The 19,498-nt window shown below is 70.6% G+C and carries 17 protein-coding genes, 2 tRNA genes and 1 riboswitch; of the genes, 4 read left to right on the forward strand and 15 right to left on the reverse strand.

Annotation, left to right across the window (positions count from 1 at the left end; all coding sequences use genetic code 11):
- Positions 1-19: 19 nt before the first annotated feature.
- The 6 genes from mreD to folC all read right to left on the reverse strand — a co-directional run bounded on the left by mreD (position 20) and on the right by folC (position 5,299).
- On the reverse strand, positions 20-667 hold the full coding sequence (mreD, locus tag ACWD4U_RS19330) for a rod shape-determining protein MreD (protein ID WP_363452569.1): 648 nt from the start codon (positions 665-667) through the stop codon (positions 20-22).
- A complete protein-coding gene (gene mreC, locus ACWD4U_RS19335; RefSeq protein WP_363452571.1) occupies positions 667-1,596 on the reverse strand; it encodes a rod shape-determining protein MreC in 930 nt (309 codons plus the stop codon). The genes mreD and mreC overlap by 1 nt, the downstream gene beginning before the upstream one ends.
- Before the next feature lie 62 nt (positions 1,597-1,658).
- Positions 1,659-2,684, reverse strand: a complete 1,026-nt coding sequence (locus ACWD4U_RS19340) for a rod shape-determining protein (RefSeq protein WP_363452678.1) — start codon at positions 2,682-2,684, stop codon at positions 1,659-1,661.
- A gap of 363 nt (positions 2,685-3,047) precedes the next feature.
- Entirely contained in the window at positions 3,048-3,461 is a 414-nt protein-coding gene (gene ndk, locus ACWD4U_RS19345; protein ID WP_363452573.1) for a nucleoside-diphosphate kinase, read from the reverse strand.
- An 85-nt stretch (positions 3,462-3,546) separates the two neighbouring features.
- Positions 3,547-3,900, reverse strand: coding sequence for a DUF4233 domain-containing protein (locus ACWD4U_RS19350; protein WP_363452575.1), 354 nt, complete (start codon positions 3,898-3,900; stop codon positions 3,547-3,549).
- A gap of 7 nt (positions 3,901-3,907) precedes the next feature.
- Entirely contained in the window at positions 3,908-5,299 is a 1,392-nt protein-coding gene (folC, locus tag ACWD4U_RS19355) for a bifunctional tetrahydrofolate synthase/dihydrofolate synthase (RefSeq protein WP_363452577.1), read from the reverse strand.
- Positions 5,300-5,461: 162 nt separating this feature from the next.
- Between folC and ACWD4U_RS19360 the strand changes: the two genes are divergently transcribed.
- Positions 5,462-7,000 carry a chitinase gene (locus tag ACWD4U_RS19360; protein WP_363452579.1) on the forward strand — a complete coding sequence of 513 codons (1,539 nt, stop codon included), beginning with the start codon at positions 5,462-5,464 and terminating at the stop codon, positions 6,998-7,000.
- 83 nt (positions 7,001-7,083) lie between these two features.
- Here ACWD4U_RS19360 and ACWD4U_RS19365 read toward each other — a convergent pair whose 3' ends face one another.
- Both ACWD4U_RS19365 and ACWD4U_RS19370 read right to left on the reverse strand, forming a co-directional pair.
- Positions 7,084-7,602 (reverse strand): hypothetical protein, encoded by a 519-nt coding sequence (locus ACWD4U_RS19365; RefSeq protein WP_363452582.1) that lies wholly within the window; start codon positions 7,600-7,602, stop codon positions 7,084-7,086.
- 249 nt (positions 7,603-7,851) lie between these two features.
- On the reverse strand, positions 7,852-10,491 hold the full coding sequence (locus tag ACWD4U_RS19370; protein ID WP_363452584.1) for a valine--tRNA ligase: 2,640 nt from the start codon (positions 10,489-10,491) through the stop codon (positions 7,852-7,854).
- 147 nt (positions 10,492-10,638) lie between these two features.
- Between ACWD4U_RS19370 and ACWD4U_RS19375 the strand changes: the two genes are divergently transcribed.
- Both ACWD4U_RS19375 and ACWD4U_RS19380 read left to right on the forward strand, forming a co-directional pair.
- Positions 10,639-11,571, forward strand: coding sequence for a hypothetical protein (locus ACWD4U_RS19375; protein WP_363452586.1), 933 nt, complete (start codon positions 10,639-10,641; stop codon positions 11,569-11,571).
- 64 nt (positions 11,572-11,635) lie between these two features.
- A complete protein-coding gene (locus tag ACWD4U_RS19380) occupies positions 11,636-12,436 on the forward strand; it encodes a hypothetical protein (RefSeq protein ID WP_363452588.1) in 801 nt (266 codons plus the stop codon).
- Positions 12,437-12,514: 78 nt separating this feature from the next.
- On the opposite strand, the gene clpX is transcribed toward ACWD4U_RS19380, so the two are convergent.
- From clpX to ACWD4U_RS19405, 5 genes are all read right to left on the reverse strand, one after another.
- Positions 12,515-13,801: an ATP-dependent Clp protease ATP-binding subunit ClpX gene (clpX, locus tag ACWD4U_RS19385; protein ID WP_363452590.1), complete on the reverse strand. Its 1,287-nt coding sequence runs from the start codon at positions 13,799-13,801 to the stop codon at positions 12,515-12,517.
- 279 nt (positions 13,802-14,080) lie between these two features.
- Positions 14,081-14,743 (reverse strand): ATP-dependent Clp protease proteolytic subunit, encoded by a 663-nt coding sequence (locus tag ACWD4U_RS19390; RefSeq protein WP_363452591.1) that lies wholly within the window; start codon positions 14,741-14,743, stop codon positions 14,081-14,083.
- Positions 14,744-14,787: 44 nt separating this feature from the next.
- Positions 14,788-15,417 carry an ATP-dependent Clp protease proteolytic subunit gene (locus ACWD4U_RS19395; protein WP_449787245.1) on the reverse strand — a complete coding sequence of 210 codons (630 nt, stop codon included), beginning with the start codon at positions 15,415-15,417 and terminating at the stop codon, positions 14,788-14,790.
- A 224-nt stretch (positions 15,418-15,641) separates the two neighbouring features.
- Positions 15,642-17,024 carry a trigger factor gene (gene tig / locus ACWD4U_RS19400; RefSeq protein ID WP_363452594.1) on the reverse strand — a complete coding sequence of 461 codons (1,383 nt, stop codon included), beginning with the start codon at positions 17,022-17,024 and terminating at the stop codon, positions 15,642-15,644.
- 188 nt (positions 17,025-17,212) lie between these two features.
- Positions 17,213-17,286: transfer RNA gene (locus ACWD4U_RS19405), tRNA-Pro, on the reverse strand.
- Positions 17,287-17,436: 150 nt separating this feature from the next.
- On the opposite strand from ACWD4U_RS19405, the gene ACWD4U_RS19410 reads away from it, so the two are divergent.
- Positions 17,437-17,510: transfer RNA gene (locus ACWD4U_RS19410), tRNA-Gly, on the forward strand.
- Between the two features lie 131 nt (positions 17,511-17,641).
- On the opposite strand, the gene ACWD4U_RS19415 is transcribed toward ACWD4U_RS19410, so the two are convergent.
- Positions 17,642-18,631 carry a M23 family metallopeptidase gene (locus tag ACWD4U_RS19415; RefSeq protein ID WP_363452596.1) on the reverse strand — a complete coding sequence of 330 codons (990 nt, stop codon included), beginning with the start codon at positions 18,629-18,631 and terminating at the stop codon, positions 17,642-17,644.
- Between the two features lies 1 nt (position 18,632).
- Positions 18,633-18,789, reverse strand: a riboswitch (cyclic di-AMP (ydaO/yuaA leader).
- 367 nt (positions 18,790-19,156) lie between these two features.
- Positions 19,157-19,351: a hypothetical protein gene (locus tag ACWD4U_RS19420; protein ID WP_363452598.1), complete on the reverse strand. Its 195-nt coding sequence runs from the start codon at positions 19,349-19,351 to the stop codon at positions 19,157-19,159.
- Positions 19,352-19,498: the final 147 nt, after the last annotated feature.

Below are 19,498 nucleotides of genomic sequence, written 5' to 3' on the forward strand. Positions count from 1 at the left end.
CGCGGGGCTCCGTCCCGGCTCAGGGGCGCTTGGCGAGGCCGAGCGCGCGCTTCTTCTTGTAGGTGGGCATGGGCGAGGCCTCGCGGGTGGTCCGGTAGCGGCCCAGCGAGCCGAGGCCGGAGCCGCCGTCGGCGCCGCGCGCCGATTCGTTGACCACCCGGTCGCCGTCGAAGCGGCGGGCCAGCAGCATCACCAGCGGGACCGTGAACGGGGCCAGCAGCACGTCGTAGAGCAGCGCGCTGATCACCAGCCCGGTGAGGCCGACGTGCCGGGCGGCGGTGTCGCCGACCAGGGCGCCGACCGCGGCGTACAGCAGGGTGGAGACCACCGCGGCGCCGGCCACCACGGCGAGCGCGCTGAGCGCGGAGCGCTGCCGGCCGCCGTCCGGCTTGAGCAGGCCGGCGGCGTAGCCGACCAGGCAGAGCACCAGGGCGTAGCGGCCGATCGCGTGGTCGGACGGCGGGGCGAAGTCGGCGAGCAGGCCGGCGCCGAAGCCGACCAGGCAGCCGCCCTTCGGGCCGTAGACCAGGGCCAGGCCGACCACCACCAGCATCAGCAGGTCCGGGGTGGCGCCGGGCAGTTGGAGCCGGCCCAGCACGCTGACCTGGAGCACCAGGGCGACCAGCAGCAGGACGGCGGAGAGCAGGATCCGGTTCAGACGCGGCATCAGTGTCCCCCGGTGGTGGGCGGTACGGCGGCGATCGGCGCCTGCGGGTTGCTGGCGGCGGACGCGGCGGGCACGGGCGGCAGCACGGCGTCCCGCGGGTCGGTGCGCGGCGGGACGACCACCACGCCGACCAGGTCGAGGCGGGTGAACTGCACGTACGGCTGGACCAGGATGGTCTTGGTGAGCTGGCCCGGGGTGGCCTGGACCTCGCTGACCGTGCCGACCGGGACGCCCGGCACGAACGGGCGGCCGCTGTGCGAGCCGAAGGTGACCAGCCGGTCGCCGGGCTTGACCTGGGCGCGGCCGTTCAGCAGCTGGATCTTCATCGGGGCGGTGCCCTGTCCGGCGGCGAAGCCGATCTCGTCGCTGCCCTCCAGCCGGACGCCGGCGGTGAAGCCGGGGTCGGAGGCGAGCAGCACGGTGGCGGTGGTCGGCGCGACGGTGGTGACCCGGCCGACCAGGCCCTGGCCGTCGATCACGGTCATGTCGCGGGTCAGGCCGTCGTCGCTGCCGGCGTCGATGGTGATGGTCCAGGAGAAGCCCTGGGCGGCGCCGATCGCGATCACCTGGGCGGCCTTGATGGTGTAGCCGCCGGAGCCCGCGGTGCGCAGCAGCTCGTCGAGCTGCTTGGTGCGGCCGACCGCGGCGTCCGAGGACGCCAGCTTCTGCCGCAGCTCGGTGTTCTCGCGGGTGATCTGGTCCAGGCGCTGCTGGTGGGTGCCGGCGTCGCGGATCGCCCGGATGTACCCGGCGACCGGGTCGACGGCACCGGCCGCGACGTTCTCCACCGGGCCGAGCACCGAGGCGGCGGCCCGCCGGGCCCCGCCGAGCGGCGAGGACTCGCCGCCCTTGATGTCCACGGTGATCAGCGCGAAGGCGACGGCGACCAGCAAGACCAGCAGCAGTCGGCTCTCTCGGGTGTCCCTCACGGTGCTGGTGCTGCCCCTTCGTGCTGAGTGTCCGTCAGCTGAGTCTTGTTCAGTTGGGATGCTTAACGACGCGGCTGCGCGTCGAGGACCTGCTGCAGCGCCTCGAACTCCTCGACGCACTTGCCGGCGCCGAGCGCCACCGAGTCGAGCGGGTTCTCCGCGATGTGGATCGGCATGCCGGTCTCCCGGCGCAGCCGCTCGTCGAGGCCGCGCAGCAGGGCGCCGCCGCCGGTGAGCACGATGCCGCGGTCCATCACGTCGCCCGCCAGCTCCGGCGGGCACTGGTCGAGGGTGGTCTTCACCGAGTCGATGATCGAGTTCACCGGCTCGTCGATCGCCTCGCGGACCTCGGCGGCCGAGATCACCACGGTCTTCGGCAGGCCGGAGACCAGGTCGCGGCCGCGGATCTCGGCGTGCTCGTCCTTCTCGCCCTCGCTGCCGAAGGCGGAGCCGATCGACATCTTGATCTGCTCGGCGCTGCGCTCGCCGAGCAGCAGGCTGTACTCCTTCTTGATGTGCTGGACGATCGCGTTGTCCAGCTCGTCGCCGGCCACCCGCAGCGACTGGGCGGTGACGATCCCGCCGAGCGAGATCACCGCCACCTCGGTGGTGCCGCCGCCGATGTCGACCACCATGTTGCCGGTCGGCTCGTGCACCGGCAGGCCCGCGCCGATCGCCGCGGCCATCGGCTCCTCGATGATGTGCACCTGGCGGGCGCCGGCCTGCGAGCTGGCCTCGATCACCGCGCGGCGCTCCACCCCGGTGATGCCGGACGGCACGCAGACCACGACCCGCGGGCGGGCCAGGTAGCGGCGGCGGTGGATCTTCAGGATGAAGTAGCGCAGCATCCGCTCGGTGATCTCGAAGTCGGCGATGACGCCGTCCTTGAGCGGGCGGATCGCCACGATGTTGCCCGGGGTGCGGCCGATCATCTTCTTCGCCTCGGCGCCCACCGCGAGGATCCCGCCGGTGTTGGTGTTGACCGCCACCACCGAGGGCTCGTTCAGCACGATGCCCTTGCCCCTGACGTACACCAGTGTGTTCGCGGTGCCGAGGTCGATCGCCAGGTCCCGGCCGATGAACGACAGGTTGTTCGCCATGGGATGTCGAGTGCCTTCCCGAGTTCGGATCAAGGGCGCAGGGCGGGCCGGCCGCGCGGGCCCGCGCGAGGGCTGACGGCGGCTGAGCAACCGCGCCGGGCCCGTGAGTTGGGGTCCATCGTAGTCACGCCGGTCAGCACGAGCGGCGGGTACGGCATGCCGCCCATTCTCCGGCGGCGGTACGGCTTCTCATGGCATTGGGACGCCGTGTCGGGGGGTGGGGTTCCGTGATTTGAGGATTAACGCTCAGATGGTGGAACCAGGCTCTCACCAGCCCGAACACCCGGACGCGCGGGTGCCGGGAAGTCCCACGGCACCCACACGTCCGGACGCGGAATCCCTACCGGAACGTCACGCGTGGGCGGGGAAGAAGATCTTGATCTCGCGCTCGGCCGACTCCGGCGAGTCCGAGGCGTGGATCAGGTTCTCGCGGGTGATCGTCGCGTAGTCGCCGCGGATGGTGCCCGCGCCGGCCTGCAGCGGGTCGGTGGCGCCGGCCAGCACCCGGATGCCGGGGACGACGTTCTCGCCCTCGACGATCAGCGCGATCGACGGGCCGGAGGTCATGAACTCCAGCAGCGGCTCGTAGAACGGGCGGCCGACGTGCTCGGCGTAGTGCTGCTCCAGGGTGGCCCGGTCGAAGGTGCGAAGCTCGATCGCAGCGAACCGCCAGCCGGCCTTGCGCTCGATCCGGCTGATGATCTCGCCGGCCAGGCCGCGCTTCACGGCGTCGGGCTTGAGCAGGACGAGAGTGCGCTGGGACACGGTGCGGCTCCTGGTTGTTCGGTCGTGCCTGGTGTATGTCCCAGACACTACCCCGGCCAGGAGGCCGCCCCGTTGACCAGCCCGGTCAGAGCGCGGGCGCGGGCGCGGCGGCGGCCGCGGCGCGCTCCGCCTTGATGACGTCGATCTTGCGTCCGTAGTGCACCGAGCACCACCACAGGCCGCCGAAGACCAGGCCGAAGCCGTACATCGTCGGGAGCACCAGTCCGCTGGCCAGCACGCCGAGTTGGAGCGCCCAGCCGACCCAGACCGCGCCGGGCCGGGTGATCACGCCGCAGAGCAGCACGCAGAGCAGCATCGCGGTGCCGCTGACCGCCCAGATGGTGCCGGTGCCGACGTCGGTGAGCTTCATCGCGACCAGGCCGGCGAACATGATCAGCAGGGCCTCGCCGATCAGGGTGGAGGAGCACAGGGTGCGCATCGGCGGGTTACTTCCTTCCGAACAGTAGGCGCGCCTCGCCCACCGTGATGACGGAGCCGGTGACCAGGACACCGGCGCCGCCGAGGTCCTCCTCCTCGGCGAGGGTGACCGCGGCGTCGATGGCGTCGTCGAGGCGGGGCTCGACCTGGACCCGGTCCTCGCCGAAGACCTCCACCGCGAGCGCGGCGAGCCGGTCGACCGGCATCGCCCGGTGGGTGGAGTTCTGGGTGATGACCACCTCGGCGAGCACCGGCTCGAAGGCCTCCAGGAACCCGGAGACGTCCTTGTCGCCGCTGGTGGCGATCACGCCGACCAGCTTGGTGAAGCCGAACGCCTCGCCGAGCGCGGCGACCGTGGCCTGCGCGCCGTGCGGGTTGTGCGCGGCGTCCAGGATCACGGTGGGGCTGCGCCGGACCACCTCCAGGCGGCCCGGCGAGGAGACGCCGGAGAACGCGATCCGGACCTTGTCCTCGTCCAGGTGCTCGGCGCCGCCCTGGCCGACGCCGAAGAACGCCTCCACGGCCGCCAGCGCGAGCGCCGCGTTGTGCGCCTGGTAGTCGCCGTGCAGCGGCAGGAAGAGGTCCTGGTACTCGTGGCCGCCGAGGCCGCGCAGGGTGACCAGCTGTCCGCCGACCGCGACCTCGCGGCGGATCACGCCGAACTCCATGCCCTCGCGGGCGACGGTGGCCTCCACCTCGACGGCGCGGCGCAGGATGGTCTCGGCGGCGTCCAGCGGCTGCTGGGCGACCACGGCGAGCGCGCCGGCCTTGACGATCCCGGACTTCTCCACCGCGATCTTGCCGGTGGTGTCGCCGAGCTTGTCGGTGTGGTCCAGGCCGATCGGGGTGATCACCGAGACCTGGGCGTCGATCACGTTGGTGGCGTCCCAGGAGCCGCCCATGCCGACCTCGACCACCGCGACGTCCACCGGCGCGTCGGCGAAGGCGGCGTAGGCCATGCCGGTGAGCACCTCGAAGAAGGACATCGCGACCGGCTGCGCCGCGTCCACCATCTGCACGTAGGGCTCGATGTCGCGGTACGTCTCGACGAACTTCTCCGGGCTGATCGGCGCGCCGTCCAGGCTGATCCGCTCGGTGACCGACTCCACGTGCGGCGAGGTGTAGCGGCCGGTGCGCAGTTCGAAGGAGCCGAGCAGCTGCTCGACCATCCGCGCGGTGGACGTCTTGCCGTTGGTGCCGGTGATGTGGATCGAGGGATAGGCGCGCTGCGGCTGGCCGAGGATGTCCATCAGCGCCTCGATCCGCGTCAGCGAGGGCTCCAGCTTGTTCTCCGGCCAGCGGCCGGCCAGCTCGGCCTCGACGGCGCGCAGTTCGGAGTCGGTCCCGCCGGCTTCGGCGGGGCGGACGGTGTAGGGGTTGGGCTCGGCCTTGTCGCTCACCCCGCAAGTCTAAGACCGACCGGCGGCCGTACCCGACCGTGCGCGCGCCAACCCTCAACGGGCCCTCTTGACACCGGAATTGGTCTACTCCACCGTGTGAGTCGCTCCCCCACCGCTCCCCGCACCGCACCACCCATCGACACTCCCCCACATGGAGATGGCATGCGTGCACCACATCACCGACCCCGCACCCAGCGGACCCTGCTCGCCGGGCTGCTGTCCGTCGTCCTCGCCCTGGTCGGCCTGCTGATGGCAGGCACCGGGACGGCCACGGCCGCCAACGTGGACGTGATCCAGAACGGCGACTTCAGCGCCGGCAACCACATCAGCCCGTGGGTCTGCGGCCCGACCGTCGCCGCGGTGAACAACTCCGGCACCGGCTGGGACCTGCAGGGCACCCCGGCCGGCCAGGACTACGCCGGCTGCACCCAGCAGGTCGCCGTGCTCCCCAACTCCACCTACACGCTGACCGCGGTGGTGCAGGGCCCCTACACCTTCCTCGGGGCCACCGGCACCGGCGGCACCGACCCGTCCACCTGGACCAGCGGCACCGGCTGGTCGACGCTGACCACCACCTTCACCACCGGCGCCTCGACCACCTCGGTCTCGGTGTGGTTCCACGGCTGGTACGGCCAGGCCGCCTACCTGGTGGACAAGGTCTCCCTGGTCGGCCCGGGCAGCGGCTCGCCCAGCCCCTCGGCCACCGCCTCCTCGCCGCGGCCGTCCACCTCCACGTCCACCTCGCCCTCCCCGTCGCCCTCCGTCTCGACCTCGCCCAGCAGCTCGCCGACCACTCCCCCGCCGCCTCCCGGGAAGCACCGGCTGACCGGCTACTGGCAGAACTTCTACAACGGCGCCACCCCGCAGCGGATCAGTGACGTCCCGGCCGCGTACGACATCATCGCGGTGGCCTTCGCGGACGCCACCAGCACCCAGGGCGCGATCGGCTTCACCCTGGACTCCACGCTGTCGTCCAAGCTGAACGGCTACACCGAGGCCCAGTTCAAGGCCGACATCGCGGCGAAGCGGGCGGCCGGCAAGAAGGTGATCGTCTCGGTCGGCGGCCAGAACGGCACGATCTCGGTGGCCAGTTCCGCCGCCGCGACCAACTTCGCCGACTCCGCCTACAGCCTGATCCAGACCTACGGCTTCGACGGCGTCGACATCGACCTGGAGAACGGCGTCAACTCCACCTACATGTCGCAGGCGCTGCACTCGCTGGCGAGCAAGGTCGGCTCCGGCTTCGTCCTGACCATGGCCCCGCAGACCATCGACATGCAGTCCACCGGCGGCGAGTACTTCAAGCTGGCGCTGGCCACCAAGGACATCCTCACCATCGTCAACATGCAGTACTACAACAGCGGCACGATGCTCGGCTGCGACGGCAACGTCTACGCCCAGGGCACCGAGAACTTCCTCACCGCGCTGGCCTGCATCCAGCTCCAGGGCGGCCTCGACCCGGGCCAGGTCGGCCTGGGCGTGCCCGCCTCCACCAGTGCGGCGGGCGGCGGCTACACCAGCCCGGCGACCGTCAACGCGGCGCTGGACTGCCTGGCCGCCGGCACCAACTGCGGCACCTTCAAGCCCAGCCGGACCTGGCCGGGCATCGGCGGCGCGATGACCTGGTCCACCAACTGGGACGCCTCGGCGGGCAACCCGGTCGCCACCACCATCGGCTCCCACCTGCACGCCATGCCGTAACCGGCGCCGGCCCGGCAGGAGCGCCGACGCCCTGCCGGGCCCGACCGCCGACCGGCGGCGCCCGACTCAGCAGTGACGATCCGTCAGTAGGTGGCGCGGGGGGTGGGCAGCCGCCCGCCGTGCCGCCGGCGCAGTTCCGCGGCGACCTCCTCCGCCTCGCCCTCCGGCAGCAGCGGCAGCATCATCGCGACCGCCTGCACCAGGCCGCCCAGCAGGTAGGTGGTGTCGGCGGTGCTCGCCACCAGCGCCCGCACGGTGGCGACGTCCCCGGCGGCCACCGCCTCCAGCAACTGGGCGGCGCCGGCGGCCTCCTCGTCCACCGCGACCTGGGAGCTGTCCAGCGGGGCGCGCCGGGCCAGTCCGCGCAGCACCCGGTCGGCGACCTCGGGCGCGTACGCCTTGCGCACCGCCTCGGCGGCGATCCACACCAGCAGGGTGGCCACCTCCCGCTCGGCGTGCTCGGCGAGCAGCAGATCCAGCTCGGTGTCGAAGGCGAGCTGGTTTCCGTGCCGGAATGCCAGCAGCAGCGTCGCCGCCCGGGCCTTGGCCGCCTCCACCTCTTCCATCGGCAGTTCGTCGGCCAACTCCCTGGTCACCACCATGTGCGTGCCCTCCGTTCGTCGCCCCGCCCGAATGGGAACTTCCGTCCACCGTACACATCTGAACTGCGAAGGTCGCTGAACGCGGCGGGAGCGACAACGGAATGCGGCCCAATGGAGTTTGCCCGCGCAATTGCCCCGGAATGCACGCCGAATAGCCGCTGCGAAAGAACTCGGGTCCCGCCTTCAAAAGAAAGGCGGAGGGCCGCCGCCCCCCGGTGGGAGCGACGGCCCTCGACGACCGACGGTGCGTCAGCCCTGCGGCAGCGCGGCGAGCTGCGCGGTGATCCGGACGATGTCGGCCTCCGCGGCCTCCTGCCGGGTGCGGATCTTCGCCACCACGTCGTCCGGCGCCTTGGCCAGGAAGGCCTCGTTGCCGAGCTTGGCGGAGGTCTGCGCCTTCTCCTTCTCGGCGGCCGCGAGGTCCTTCTGCAGGCGCTTGCGCTCGGCCGGGACGTCGATGGTGCCGGACAGGTCGAGCGACACGGTGGCCCCGGCGACCGGCAGCGAGGCGGTGGCGTGGAAGCCCTCCGCCGGCTCGGTCAGCCGCAGCAGCGAACGGATCGCCGCCTCGTGCACCGCGAGCCGGGTGCCGGCCAACTCCAGCTGCGCCGGGACCTTCTGGGTGTCGCGCAGGCCCTGGTCGTTGCGGAACCGGCGGACCTCGGTCACCACCTGCTGCAGCAGGGCGATCTCCGACTCGGCGTCGGCGTCCCGGTAGCCGGAGTCCTTCGGCCACTCGGCGACGACCACCGACTCGGCGCCGGTGAGCGCCGTCCACAGCGCGTCGGTGACGAACGGGACGATCGGGTGCAGCAGACGCAGCGTCACGTCCAGCACCTCGCCGAGGACCCGGCGGGCGTTGTCGGCCTGCGCGCCGCCCTTGCCCAGGGTGGTCTTGGAGAGCTCGACGTACCAGTCGAAGACCTCGTCCCAGGCGAAGTGGAACAGCGTGTCGGAGACCTTGGCGAACTCGAAGTCCTCGTAGAGGGCGTCGACCTCGGCCACCGTGGCGTTCAGCCGGGACAGGATCCAGCGGTCCGCGGCGGTGAGCTCCTCCGGCGCGGGCAGCGGGCCCTGCACGGTGGCGCCGTTCATCAGCGCGAAGCGGGTGGCGTTCCAGATCTTGTTGCAGAAGTTCCGCGAGCCCTTGACCCAGTCCTCGCCGATCGGCACGTCCGCACCGGGGTTGGCGCCGCGGGCCAGCGTGAAGCGGACGGCGTCCGCACCGTAGGCGTCCATCCAGTCCAGCGGGTCGACGGCGGTGCCGGAGGACTTCGACATCTTCTTGCCGAACTCGTCGCGGACCAGGCCGGTCAGCGCGACCGTCTTGAACGGTGCCTGGCCGTCCATCGCGTACAGGCCGAACATCATCATCCGGGCGACCCAGAAGAAGATGATGTCGTGGCCGGTCAGCAGCACGTCGGTCGGGTAGAACTTCTCCAGGTCCGCGGTCTGCTCCGGCCAGCCCAGGGTGGAGAACGGCCACAGACCGGAGGAGAACCAGGTGTCCAGGACGTCCGGGTCCTGCACCCAGCCCTCGCCGGTGGGCGGCTGCTCGTCCGGTCCGACGCAGACGACCTCGCCGTTCGGGCCGTACCAGACCGGGATCCGGTGGCCCCACCAGAGCTGGCGCGAGATGCACCAGTCGTACATGTTGTCGACCCAGTCGAAGTAGCGGCGCTCCAGCTCCTTCGGGTGGATCTGGACCCGGCCGTCGCGGACCGCGTCGCCCGCGGCCTTGGCCAGCGGCTCGACCTTGACCCACCACTGCAGCGACAGCCGCGGCTCGACCACGGTCTTGCAGCGCGAGCAGTGGCCGACGGCGTGCTCGTAGGGGCGCTTCTCGGCGACGATGCGCCCCTGCTCGCGCAGCGCGCCGACCACGGCGGCGCGCGCGTCGTGCCGGTCCAGGCCGAGGAACGGCCCGTGCACCGTGATGGCGCCGCGCTCGTCCATCACCGTCAGGTTCGGCAGGTTGTGCCGCTGGCCGATGGCGAAGTCGTTCGGGTCGTGCGCGGGCGTCACCTTGACGGCGCCGGTGCCGAACTCCGGGTCGACGTGCTCGTCGGCGATGACCGGGATCTCACGGTCCGTCAGCGGCAGCTTGATGGTCCGTCCGACCAGGTGCGCGTAGCGCTCGTCGGACGGGTGGACGGCCACCGCGGTGTCGCCCAGCAGGGTCTCGGCGCGGGTGGTGGCGACCACGATCGAGTCGTCGCCGTCGCCGTAGCGGATCGAGACCAGCTCCCCGGGGACGTTCTCGTGCTCGACCTCGATGTCGGAGAGCGCGGTCAGGCAGCGCGGGCACCAGTTGATGATGCGTTCGGCGCGGTAGATCAGGCCGTCGTCGAAGAGCTTCTTGAAGATGGTCTGGACGGCCTGCGACAGGCCCTCGTCCATGGTGAAGCGCTCGCGGGACCAGTCGACGCCGTCACCGAGGCGGCGCATCTGGCCGAGGATCCGGCCGCCGTAGTTCTCCTTCCACTCCCAGACCTTGTCGACGAAGGCCTCGCGGCCCAGGTCGTGCCGGGACAGGCCGGACTCGGCGAGCTGCTGCTCCACCTTGTTCTGGGTGGCGATGCCCGCGTGGTCCATGCCGGGGAGCCACAGCGCCTCGAAGCCCAGCATCCGCTTGCGGCGGGTGAGGGCGTCCATCAGCGTGTGCTGGAAGGCGTGGCCGAGGTGCAGCGCGCCGGTGACGTTCGGCGGCGGGATGACGATGGTGTACGCCGGCTTCTCGCTCTTCGCGTCCGCCGTGAAGTAACCGCGCTCTACCCAGCGCTCGTACAGCTCGCCCTCTACGTCGGCCGGAGCGTAGGTCGTCGGGAGGGTGGCTGCGTCGTCCCCGGGGTAGGAATTCGCGGGGCGCTGGTTCGTCGTGTCGGTCACGACGGACAGTTTACGGAAGGCCGGGCCGCGGTTACGAACCGATAGTGCCCGGACCACTCGGGCGGCCCGTGGGGGGCGTACGGTACCGTGCCCGAATACTCGACGAGACCGGGGCCGCGCGAGTCAGCGGCGGGGGAGACGAAGCGCATGTACGGCCAGGGGCAGGGACAACCGTATCCGCAGGGGCAGCCGCAGCAGCCGTACGGCGCGCAGCAACCTCCGTACGGCGCACCGCCGCAGCAGCCGCCCGGCCAGCAGCAGTGGGGCGCGCCCCCGCAGCAGCCGTACGGCCAGCCCCCGCAGCAGCCCGGCTACGGCACCCCGCCACCCGCCGGGCAGCCGCCGTACGGCCAGCAGCCGCAGCCCGGTTACGGCTACCCGCAGCAGCAGCCGCCCGCGCAGCAGCCCTGGGGCGGCGCCCCGCAGCAGCCCGGGTACGGCTACCAGCCGCCGGCGCCGGCGAAGAGCGGCAAGGGTCCGCTGATCGCGATCGTCGCGGTGGTGGTGCTCGCGGTGCTCGGCGGCGTCGGGTACTACGCGCTGAGTGACGGCTCGTCCGGTCCCGGTTCCGGTACCGGCGGCAAGTACAAGCTGACCGCTCCGGACACGGTGGCCGGCTACACCAAGAAGTCGTCCTCGGACAAGGGCGCGGTGAACGGCACCGACGGCCTGGCTACCCTGGAGGGCTCGCTCGGCGCGCTGTACCAGAAGACGCCGACCGACATGATCAGCTTCGGCGGTGGCTGGGGCACCGTCAACGACCCCGGCGCGATGCTGAAGACCGCCTCCGACCAGGCCACCCAGTCCCAGGCCGCCGGTACCGCGGGCAAGTTGACCTGGAAGAAGCAGCCGACCGACGTCGCCGCCAACGACCCCACCGACCCGGGCGCCAAGCTGCAGTGCGGCGTGGCCACCTCCGGCGTGGTGGAGATGCCGGTGTGCATGTGGGCCAGCCACTCCACCTTCGGCACCGTCGCGTTCGTGACGATGAGCGCCACCGGCACCCCGCAGCCGATCACCCAGACCCAGGCGGCCGACCGCACCCGGCAGTTCCGGGACGCCGTGGTGGCCCCCAAGTAGCCACCGCCGCAGCGTCGTTCACACCCCTTCACCTCACCACTTTTCGCGCGAATCGGAGTTCTCCGTGTCCGACAACCAGTTCGGTCCGCCGCAGCCCGGCTTCGGCCCGCCGCAGCCGCAGGCCCCGGCCGGCGTGCCCCCGCAGGCCGGCTACGGCTACCCGCAGCAGGCGCCGGCCCAGCCGCAGCAGCCCTGGGGCGGCGGCCAGGTCCCGCCGCAGGCGTTCCCGGCCGGCGCCCCCGGCGGGTTCCCGCCCGGCTACCCGGCCCCGCCGAAGAAGTCCCGCAAGGCGCTGTGGATCGTGCTCGGTTGCGTGGCCGGCGTGATCCTGCTCGGCGGCGGCCTGCTCGGCTACTTCATCTACGACACCGCCTCGAAGACCGGCAAGAACAAGGTCGTGCTGCCGGAGACCTTCCACAGCATGACCCGCGACCCCAACGAGGACTCCGCCAAGGAGCTCGCCAACGAGCTGCAGTCGGACTTCAGCAAGGGCGACTCGGCGTGGACGCCGACCGAGGTGGTCAGCTCCATCTACCACTCGGCGGACAACGAGAAGGCCGCCATCGTGGCCGGCGCCTACGGCAACGTGCTGCTGCCGTCCAAGCAGGTCGACGCGGTCTTCACCGGCGCCACCTCGGGCGGCGCGGCGATCACCGACCGCAAGGACGTCGACCCGGGCCCGCTGGGCGGCCGGATGTCCTGCGGCACCACGGAGACCGGCGGCGAGAAGGTCGGCTTCTGCGCCTGGGCCGACGGCTCCTCGGTGATGATGCTGATGGAGTTCGACGCCTCCACCGCGGTCTCGCTGGACCAGATCGCCGCCGACGCGCGCGAGCTGCGCGGCATCTCGGAGATCCCCAAGTAACCTCCGGCACCCGGCAACAGAACGGGCCCCGCACCGAACTCCGGTGCGGGGCCCTTCCGTTGAAGCCTTGACGGAGCGTCAGGCGCTCTTCTCCCGACGCTCGCGCTTGATCATGTCGCGCGGCACCAGGGTCGGGATGGCGTGCTTGGAGACCACGTCGCCGGTGACCACCACGCGGGCGACGTCCTGCCGGGACGGCACCTCGTACATCACGGACATCAGCACCTCCTCCATGATGGCCCGCAGCCCGCGCGCGCCGGTGCCGCGCAGGATCGCCTGGTCGGCGATCGCCTCCAGCGCGTCCCGGGTGAACTCCAGCTCCACGCCGTCGAGTTCGAAGAGCTTGCGGTACTGCTTCACGAGCGCGTTCTTCGGCTCGGTGAGGATCTGCAGCAGCGCCTCGCGGTCCAGGTTGTGCACGCTGGTGATGACCGGGAGGCGGCCGATGAACTCCGGGATCATCCCGAACTTCACCAGGTCCTCCGGCATCACCTGGCGGAAGTGGTCGGAGGCGTCCTGCTCGCGCTTGGAGCGGATGGTGGCGCCGAAGCCGATGCCCTTCGCGCCGGCCCGGCCCTCGATGATCCGCTCGAGGCCGGCGAACGCACCGCCGACGATGAACAGCACGTTGGTGGTGTCGATCTGGATGAACTCCTGGTGCGGGTGCTTGCGGCCCCCCTGCGGCGGCACCGAGGCGGTGGTGCCCTCCAGGATCTTCAGCAGCGCCTGCTGCACGCCCTCGCCGGAGACGTCCCGGGTGATCGACGGGTTCTCGCTCTTGCGGGCCACCTTGTCGATCTCGTCGATGTAGATGATCCCGGTCTCGGCCTTCTTGACGTCGTAGTCGGCCGCCTGGATCAGCTTCAGCAGGATGTTCTCGACGTCCTCGCCGACGTACCCGGCCTCGGTCAGCGCGGTGGCGTCGGCGATCGCGAACGGCACGTTCAGCATCCGGGCCAGGGTCTGCGCGAGCAGCGTCTTGCCGGAGCCGGTCGGGCCGAGCAGCAGGATGTTGGACTTGGCCAGCTCGATCGCGTCGTCCCGGCCGTTGCCGGCGCGGCCGGTCTCGCCCGCCTGCACCCGCTTGTAGTGGTTGTAGACCGCGACCGACAGCGCCTTCTTGGCGAGGTCCTGGCCGACCACGTACTGGTCGAGGAACTCGTAGATCTCGCGGGGCTTCGGCAGCTCCTCGAAGCGCACCTCGGAGCTCTCGGCGAGCTCCTCCTCGATGATCTCGTTGCACAGGTCGATGCACTCGTCGCAGATGTACACGCCTGGCCCGGCGATCAGCTTCTTCACCTGCTTCTGCGACTTGCCGCAGAACGAGCACTTGAGCAGGTCGCCACCGTCTCCGATGCGTGCCACGAGGTGCTTCCCCTTCGCCAGGGGCCCCGCGGGGGTCGGGGCCTGGTGCTGTGGACCGGCCCCGCCGTCGGCGGTCGGTCCCGGTATCCGACGGTACTCTGCCGAGCCGCGGTTTCCGCCGACTTCGACAGCTCTGCCGTACGCCCTGGGCGAATTGATACCGAACAGATGCCGTCGCGGGTGCATGACCCGTCAAGTCATTGTGCCGGGGCGGACGCCCCGACCGGAACGCCCCGCGACGGGGCGTACGTCACGTACGCGCCGTCGCGGGGCGGTGGATCACTCGCCGTACGAGGTCTTCCGGGTCGAGATGATCTGGTCGATCAGGCCGTACTCCAGCGCTTCCTCGGCGGTGAGGATCTTGTCGCGCTCGATGTCGTCGCGGACCTGGGTCACGTCCTTGTTGGAGTGCTTGGCCAGCATCTCCTCCAGCTGCGCGCGCATCCGGAAGATCTCGTTGGCCTGGATCTCCAGGTCGGACACCTGGCCGCGGCCGGTCTCGGTGTACGGCTGGTGGATCAGGATGCGGGCGTTCGGCAGCGCCATCCGCTTGCCGGGGGAGCCCGCCGCCAGGATCACCGCGGCGGCCGAGGCGGCCTGGCCCATGCAGACGGTCTGGATGTCCGGCTTCACGAACTGCATGGTGTCGTAGATCGCGGTCAGCGCGGTGAACGAGCCGCCCGGGGAGTTGATGTAGACCGAGATGTCGCGGTCCGGGTCCATCGACTCCAGGCAGATCAGCTGCGCCATGATGTCGTTCGCGGAGACGTCGTCCACCTGCGAGCCGAGGAAGATGATGCGCTCCTCGAACAGCTTGGCGTACGGGTCGTACTCCCGGATGCCCTGCGAGGTGCGCTCGACGAACCGCGGGACGATGTAGCGGCCCTCGGCCCGCATGTCCTCCAGGCGGGCCTTGGCACCGGACAGGCTGGGGATGTTCATGTTCTCTGGTCCTCCGAAGCGTGCGGTCTGGGTTCCGATGCCGGTCAGCCGGCCAGGCCGGCGCCGGTGCCGCCGCCACCGGGGACGTCCGCGGCGCTGTGCATGATGTCGTCGATCAGGCCGTAGGCCTTGGCCTCCTCCGGCGTGAACCAGCGGTCACGGTCGGAGTCCGCGGTGATCTGCTCGAAGGACTGGCCACTGTGGTGGGCGATCAGCTCCGACATCCGCTTCTTGGTGCGCAGCAGCTGCTCGGCCTGGATCCGGATGTCGGTGGCCGAGCCGCCGAGGCCCGCGGAGGGCTGGTGCATCAGGATGTTGGCGTTCGGCAGCGAGAAGCGCTTGCCCTTCGCACCCGCGGTCAGCAGGAACTGACCCATCGAGGCGGCCATGCCCATCGCGATGGTGACCACGTCGTTCTTGATGTACTGCATGGTGTCGTAGATCGCCATGCCCGCCGAGATCGATCCACCCGGGGAGTTGATGTAGAGGTAGATGTCCTTCTCGGGGTCAGCCGCGAGCAGCAGCAGCTGGGCGGTGATCTTGTTGGCGATGTCGTCGTCGACCTGCTGGCCGAGGAAGATGATGCGCTCGTTGAGCAGCCGGTTGTAGACCTGGTCGCCCAGGCCGCCGAGCACGTCGCCGGCGGCGGCGTGCGGCGCCATCAGTCCAGGCATCTGCATCTGCGGGAACGTCACTTAGCCACCTGCTCAGTCGATCTGCTTTGGGTGTCGCTGTCTATGGACCCTAACGCCCGGGCCCGGCCGCTGAATCCCCCACGCAGAACTGTTCGCTGTGAGCGCAGGGTGAGCACGGGAACGCGAACGGGCCCGGGCACCGTGCGGTGCCCGGGCCCGTTCCCGGCTGACGCGGCGTCGGCTGACGCCCGCTAGTGCGGAGCTCAGGCCTCCGCGGACTCCTCGGCGGCGGCCTCGACGGTCTCGTCGGCGGCCTCGTCCTCGTCGTCCTCGAAGGAGACGGTCTCACCGTTGGTGTCGGTGACCTTGGCGGCCTCGACCACCAGGGCCAGCGCCTTGCCGCGGGCGACCTCGCCGACCAGGAGCTGCACCTGGCCGCCCTGGACGACCTGCTGCGCGAACTGGTCCGGGGTCAGGCCCGAGCCGGCGGCGCGGCGGATGAGGTGCTCGGTGAGCTCCTCCTGGTTGACGCCCAGCTCCTCGTTCTTGACGATCTGGTCCAGCACGAACTGGGTCTTGATGCCCTTCTTCGCCTGCTCCTCGGTCTCCGCGTCGTAGTCCTCGCGGGACTTGTCCTGGGAGGCCAGGTAGGTGTCGAGGGTCAGGCCCATCGGCTCCAGCTGGTGGTGCTCGAGGTTGTGCTTGCGGGTGCCGATCTCGTCCTGGAGGAGCTTCTCCGGGTAGTCCATCTCGACCCGGCCGAGCAGCTCGTCGAGGACCTTCTCCTGGGCCTGGGTGGCCTGGTCGAACTCCTTCATCCGCTCAAGGCGCTTGCGGGAGTCCCCGCGCAGCTCCTCCAGGGTGTCGAACTCGCTCGCCAGCTGCGCGAACTCGTCGTCCAGCTCCGGGAGTTCCTTCTCCTGGACGGCGGTCACGGTGACCGTGACCTCGGCGTCCTGGCCGGTCTGGCTGCCACCCTTGAGGGCGCTGGTGAAGGTCTTGGACTCACCGGCGGACAGGCCGATCACGGCCTCGTCGATGCCGTCCAGCAGACGACCGGAGCCGATCTCGTAGCTCACGCCGGTGGCGGTGCCGTCGTCCGGCACCTCACCGTCGACCTTGGCCTCCAGGTCGATCACCACGACGTCGCCCTCGGCGGCGGCGCGCTCGACGTCCTTGACCGAGGAGAAACGCTCGCGGAGCTGCTCCAGCGACTTCTCGATGTCCTCGTCGCTGACCTCGATCGGGTCGACGACGACGGCGATCTCGGTGAAGTCGGGCAGGGTGACCTCGGGGCGCACGTCGACCTCGGCGACGAACTTGAGGTCACCGCCGTCCGCCAGGTTCTCGACACCCTCGATGCCGGTGATGTCCGGCTGGCCCAGCACGTCGATCTGGCCCTCGTCGACGGCCTGCGTGTAGAAGCGCGGAAGCGCGTCGTTGACGGCCTCCTCCAGCACGGCGCCACGGCCGAACCGCTGGTCGATCACCTTGTTCGGGATCTTGCCCTTACGGAAGCCCGGTACGGTGACCTGCTGGTTGATCTTCTTGTACGCCGCGTCGAGGCTGGGCTTGAGCTCCTCGAAGGGCACCTCGACGGTGAGTCGAACCCGGGTCGGGTTCAGAGTCTCGACGGCGCTCTTCACGGTTAGGTCTCCTAGGGGCTTGCGGTCAGGGCGATAGGCGGTTGGGGCTGCATTGCTGTCCGTACTACCGCCAGCGGTCCATCCTACCGGTACCACGAAAGCGACTGTGCCCGGCACCGGCGGCGTTCCGGAAAAGCGGAAGACGACAACAGGGCCCCGCCCGCCGGACGAGACCCTGCCGCACACGGTCGGGGTGACCGGATTCGAACCGACGGCCTTCCGCTCCCAAAGCGGACGCGCTACCAACCTGCGCCACACCCCGTGGTGCCGAGCAGAAGAGTACACGTCGGCCCGCCCCCGACCGGAGCGAAATCCGCGAGCCGACGGCGGCAAAGCGGTGTGCATTCCGCGGCCCCGACCAGGTACGCTAGGCCAGTCCTCACCACCGCCACGGCGGTGCGGGTACGCCTACGCGGGTGTAGCTCAATGGTAGAGCCCCAGTCTTCCAAACTGGTCACGCGAGTTCGATTCTCGTCACCCGCTCCACAGCCCGACGGCCCCGACTGCACCCGCAGTTGGGGCCGTCTGCGTTTCCGCTCGGGCCGTCGGTGTTTCCGCCCGGCAGCCCGAAGGCCCCGCGCAACGCTGCGCGGGGCCTTCGACGGTTACTGCGGGGATCAGACGTTGACGCCGTGGGCGGCCAGGTAGGCGACCGGGTCGATGTCGGAGCCGTAGTCCGGGGTGGTGCGGATCTCGAAGTGCAGGTGCGGGCCGGTCACGTTGCCGGTGGCGCCGGACAGGCCGATCTGCTGACCCGCCGTCACGGACTGGCCGGCCGAGACGGAGATCGAGGAGAGGTGGGCGTACTGGGCGTACTTGCCGTCGGCCAGCTTGATGATGACCTGGTTGCCGTAGGCGCCACCGTTGCCGGCGGAGACCACGGTGCCCGCGGCGATCGCCTTGAGGCTGGTGCCGGTGGAGACCGGGAAGTCGATGCCGGTGTGGTAGCCGCTGGCCCAGTTGGAGCCCGCCACCTTGTAACCGGTGGTGACGCTGCCGGGGGCCGGCGCGACGTAGCCGGAGGAGGCCACCGAGGAGGTGGACGCCTTGGGGGCGGCCTGCACGGTCTTGGCGGTGGAGGTGGTCGACTTCGCCGCGGAGGTGGTCGACTTGGTGGAGCCGGACGCCTTGGCGGTGTCGTTGCTGGACGCCTTCGGGGCCTGCTCGGCCTTCGGGGCGGCCTGCTCGGTCTTCGGCGCGGCGGCGGTCTCCGCGGCCTTGCCGTTGACGGTGAGCTGCTGGCCCGGGTAGATCAGGTTCGGGTTGCCGCCGATGACCGAGCGGTTGTCCTGGTACAGCTTCTGCCAGCCGCCGTCCACCTTCTGGGCGGTGGCGATCTTCGACAGGGTGTCGCCGGAGACGACCTTGTAGTCGTGCGCGGCGGCGGCCGGAGCGGCCTGCGGCGCGGCGGCGGCGGTGTCGGCGACCGGGGTGGCGTCCACCGAGACCTGGGCCCACTGGCGGCCGTTGTCCTGGTGGTCGGTGGTGACGTGCGCGGAAGCGGCGGTCACCGGGAGGCCGACCGCGGCGCCGGCGACGCCGGTGGCGATGGCGATACGGACGAGGGTGGTCATACGCGGCTTGCGGTGCTTGCCCTTGACGGACATGAGCATTCCTCTCCGACGCCTACGAGGTGAGCTGTCGGGTTCGGGCGAGAGTTGCCCGGCCGCAAGCGCGGCTTCACCCCGAGCCGGGGCCCGTGTTCCGGGTCCGGCGACTTACCTGTGGTTCCCCCGCTCCTGCCGTGACTGGGTATCTGGTCGGCACCGGACGGCGGCAGGACTAGGCGTTCCGCTCGGTGGCCCACCCGGACCATTGCCGGGCTGCTGAGGAAGCAAAACCCACGGGTCAGGAGGCTGGCAAGCGCCGAAAAGCCCCGTTCCCAAGATCGGGAAGGGGCTGACGGATCGACAGGTCACGCTCTGCCGAGCGGCCTGCTGCGGTCCGCGCACGGGATCATGACGGTGTGCCTACGAACCCTCTACGCGGGGCGATTTCGGGCACCCTCCGCAGTGCGGTGCGGACGCGGAGTGACGGAACGGGTGACCCTGGTCACCCGCGGGCAGGCCGGTGCGACGGCGCGGGGCGCCTCCCCGTCCGTCGCGGTGTTCCCCCCGGGAGCCGACGGTGCGTCAACCCGCGATCGAGGAGATGGCTTTGGCGACCGAGTTGAGGAACTGCTGGATCGGACCGGCCGCGGTCGACTGGCTCAGCATGAAGCCGAACAGCGCGGCGACGATGAAGTGCCCGCTCTTCAGCTGCTTGTTGCGGATGAAGATGGCGCAGACGATGCCGAACAGGACCAGCGCGGAGACGGAGAAGGCCACCCGGACTCACTTCCTCGGTTCATGGCGGGGACTCGTGTCGGAACCGGAGATGGCTCCAGGCGGAAACCGGCCCCAACCCCCCGTGTCCCCACCAGCCCATCCGGACTCAGTGTGGTCGTTCGTGCGGACTGCGTAAAGGACTTGCCC

It is taken from the genome of Kitasatospora sp. NPDC002522, from assembly GCF_053595195.1.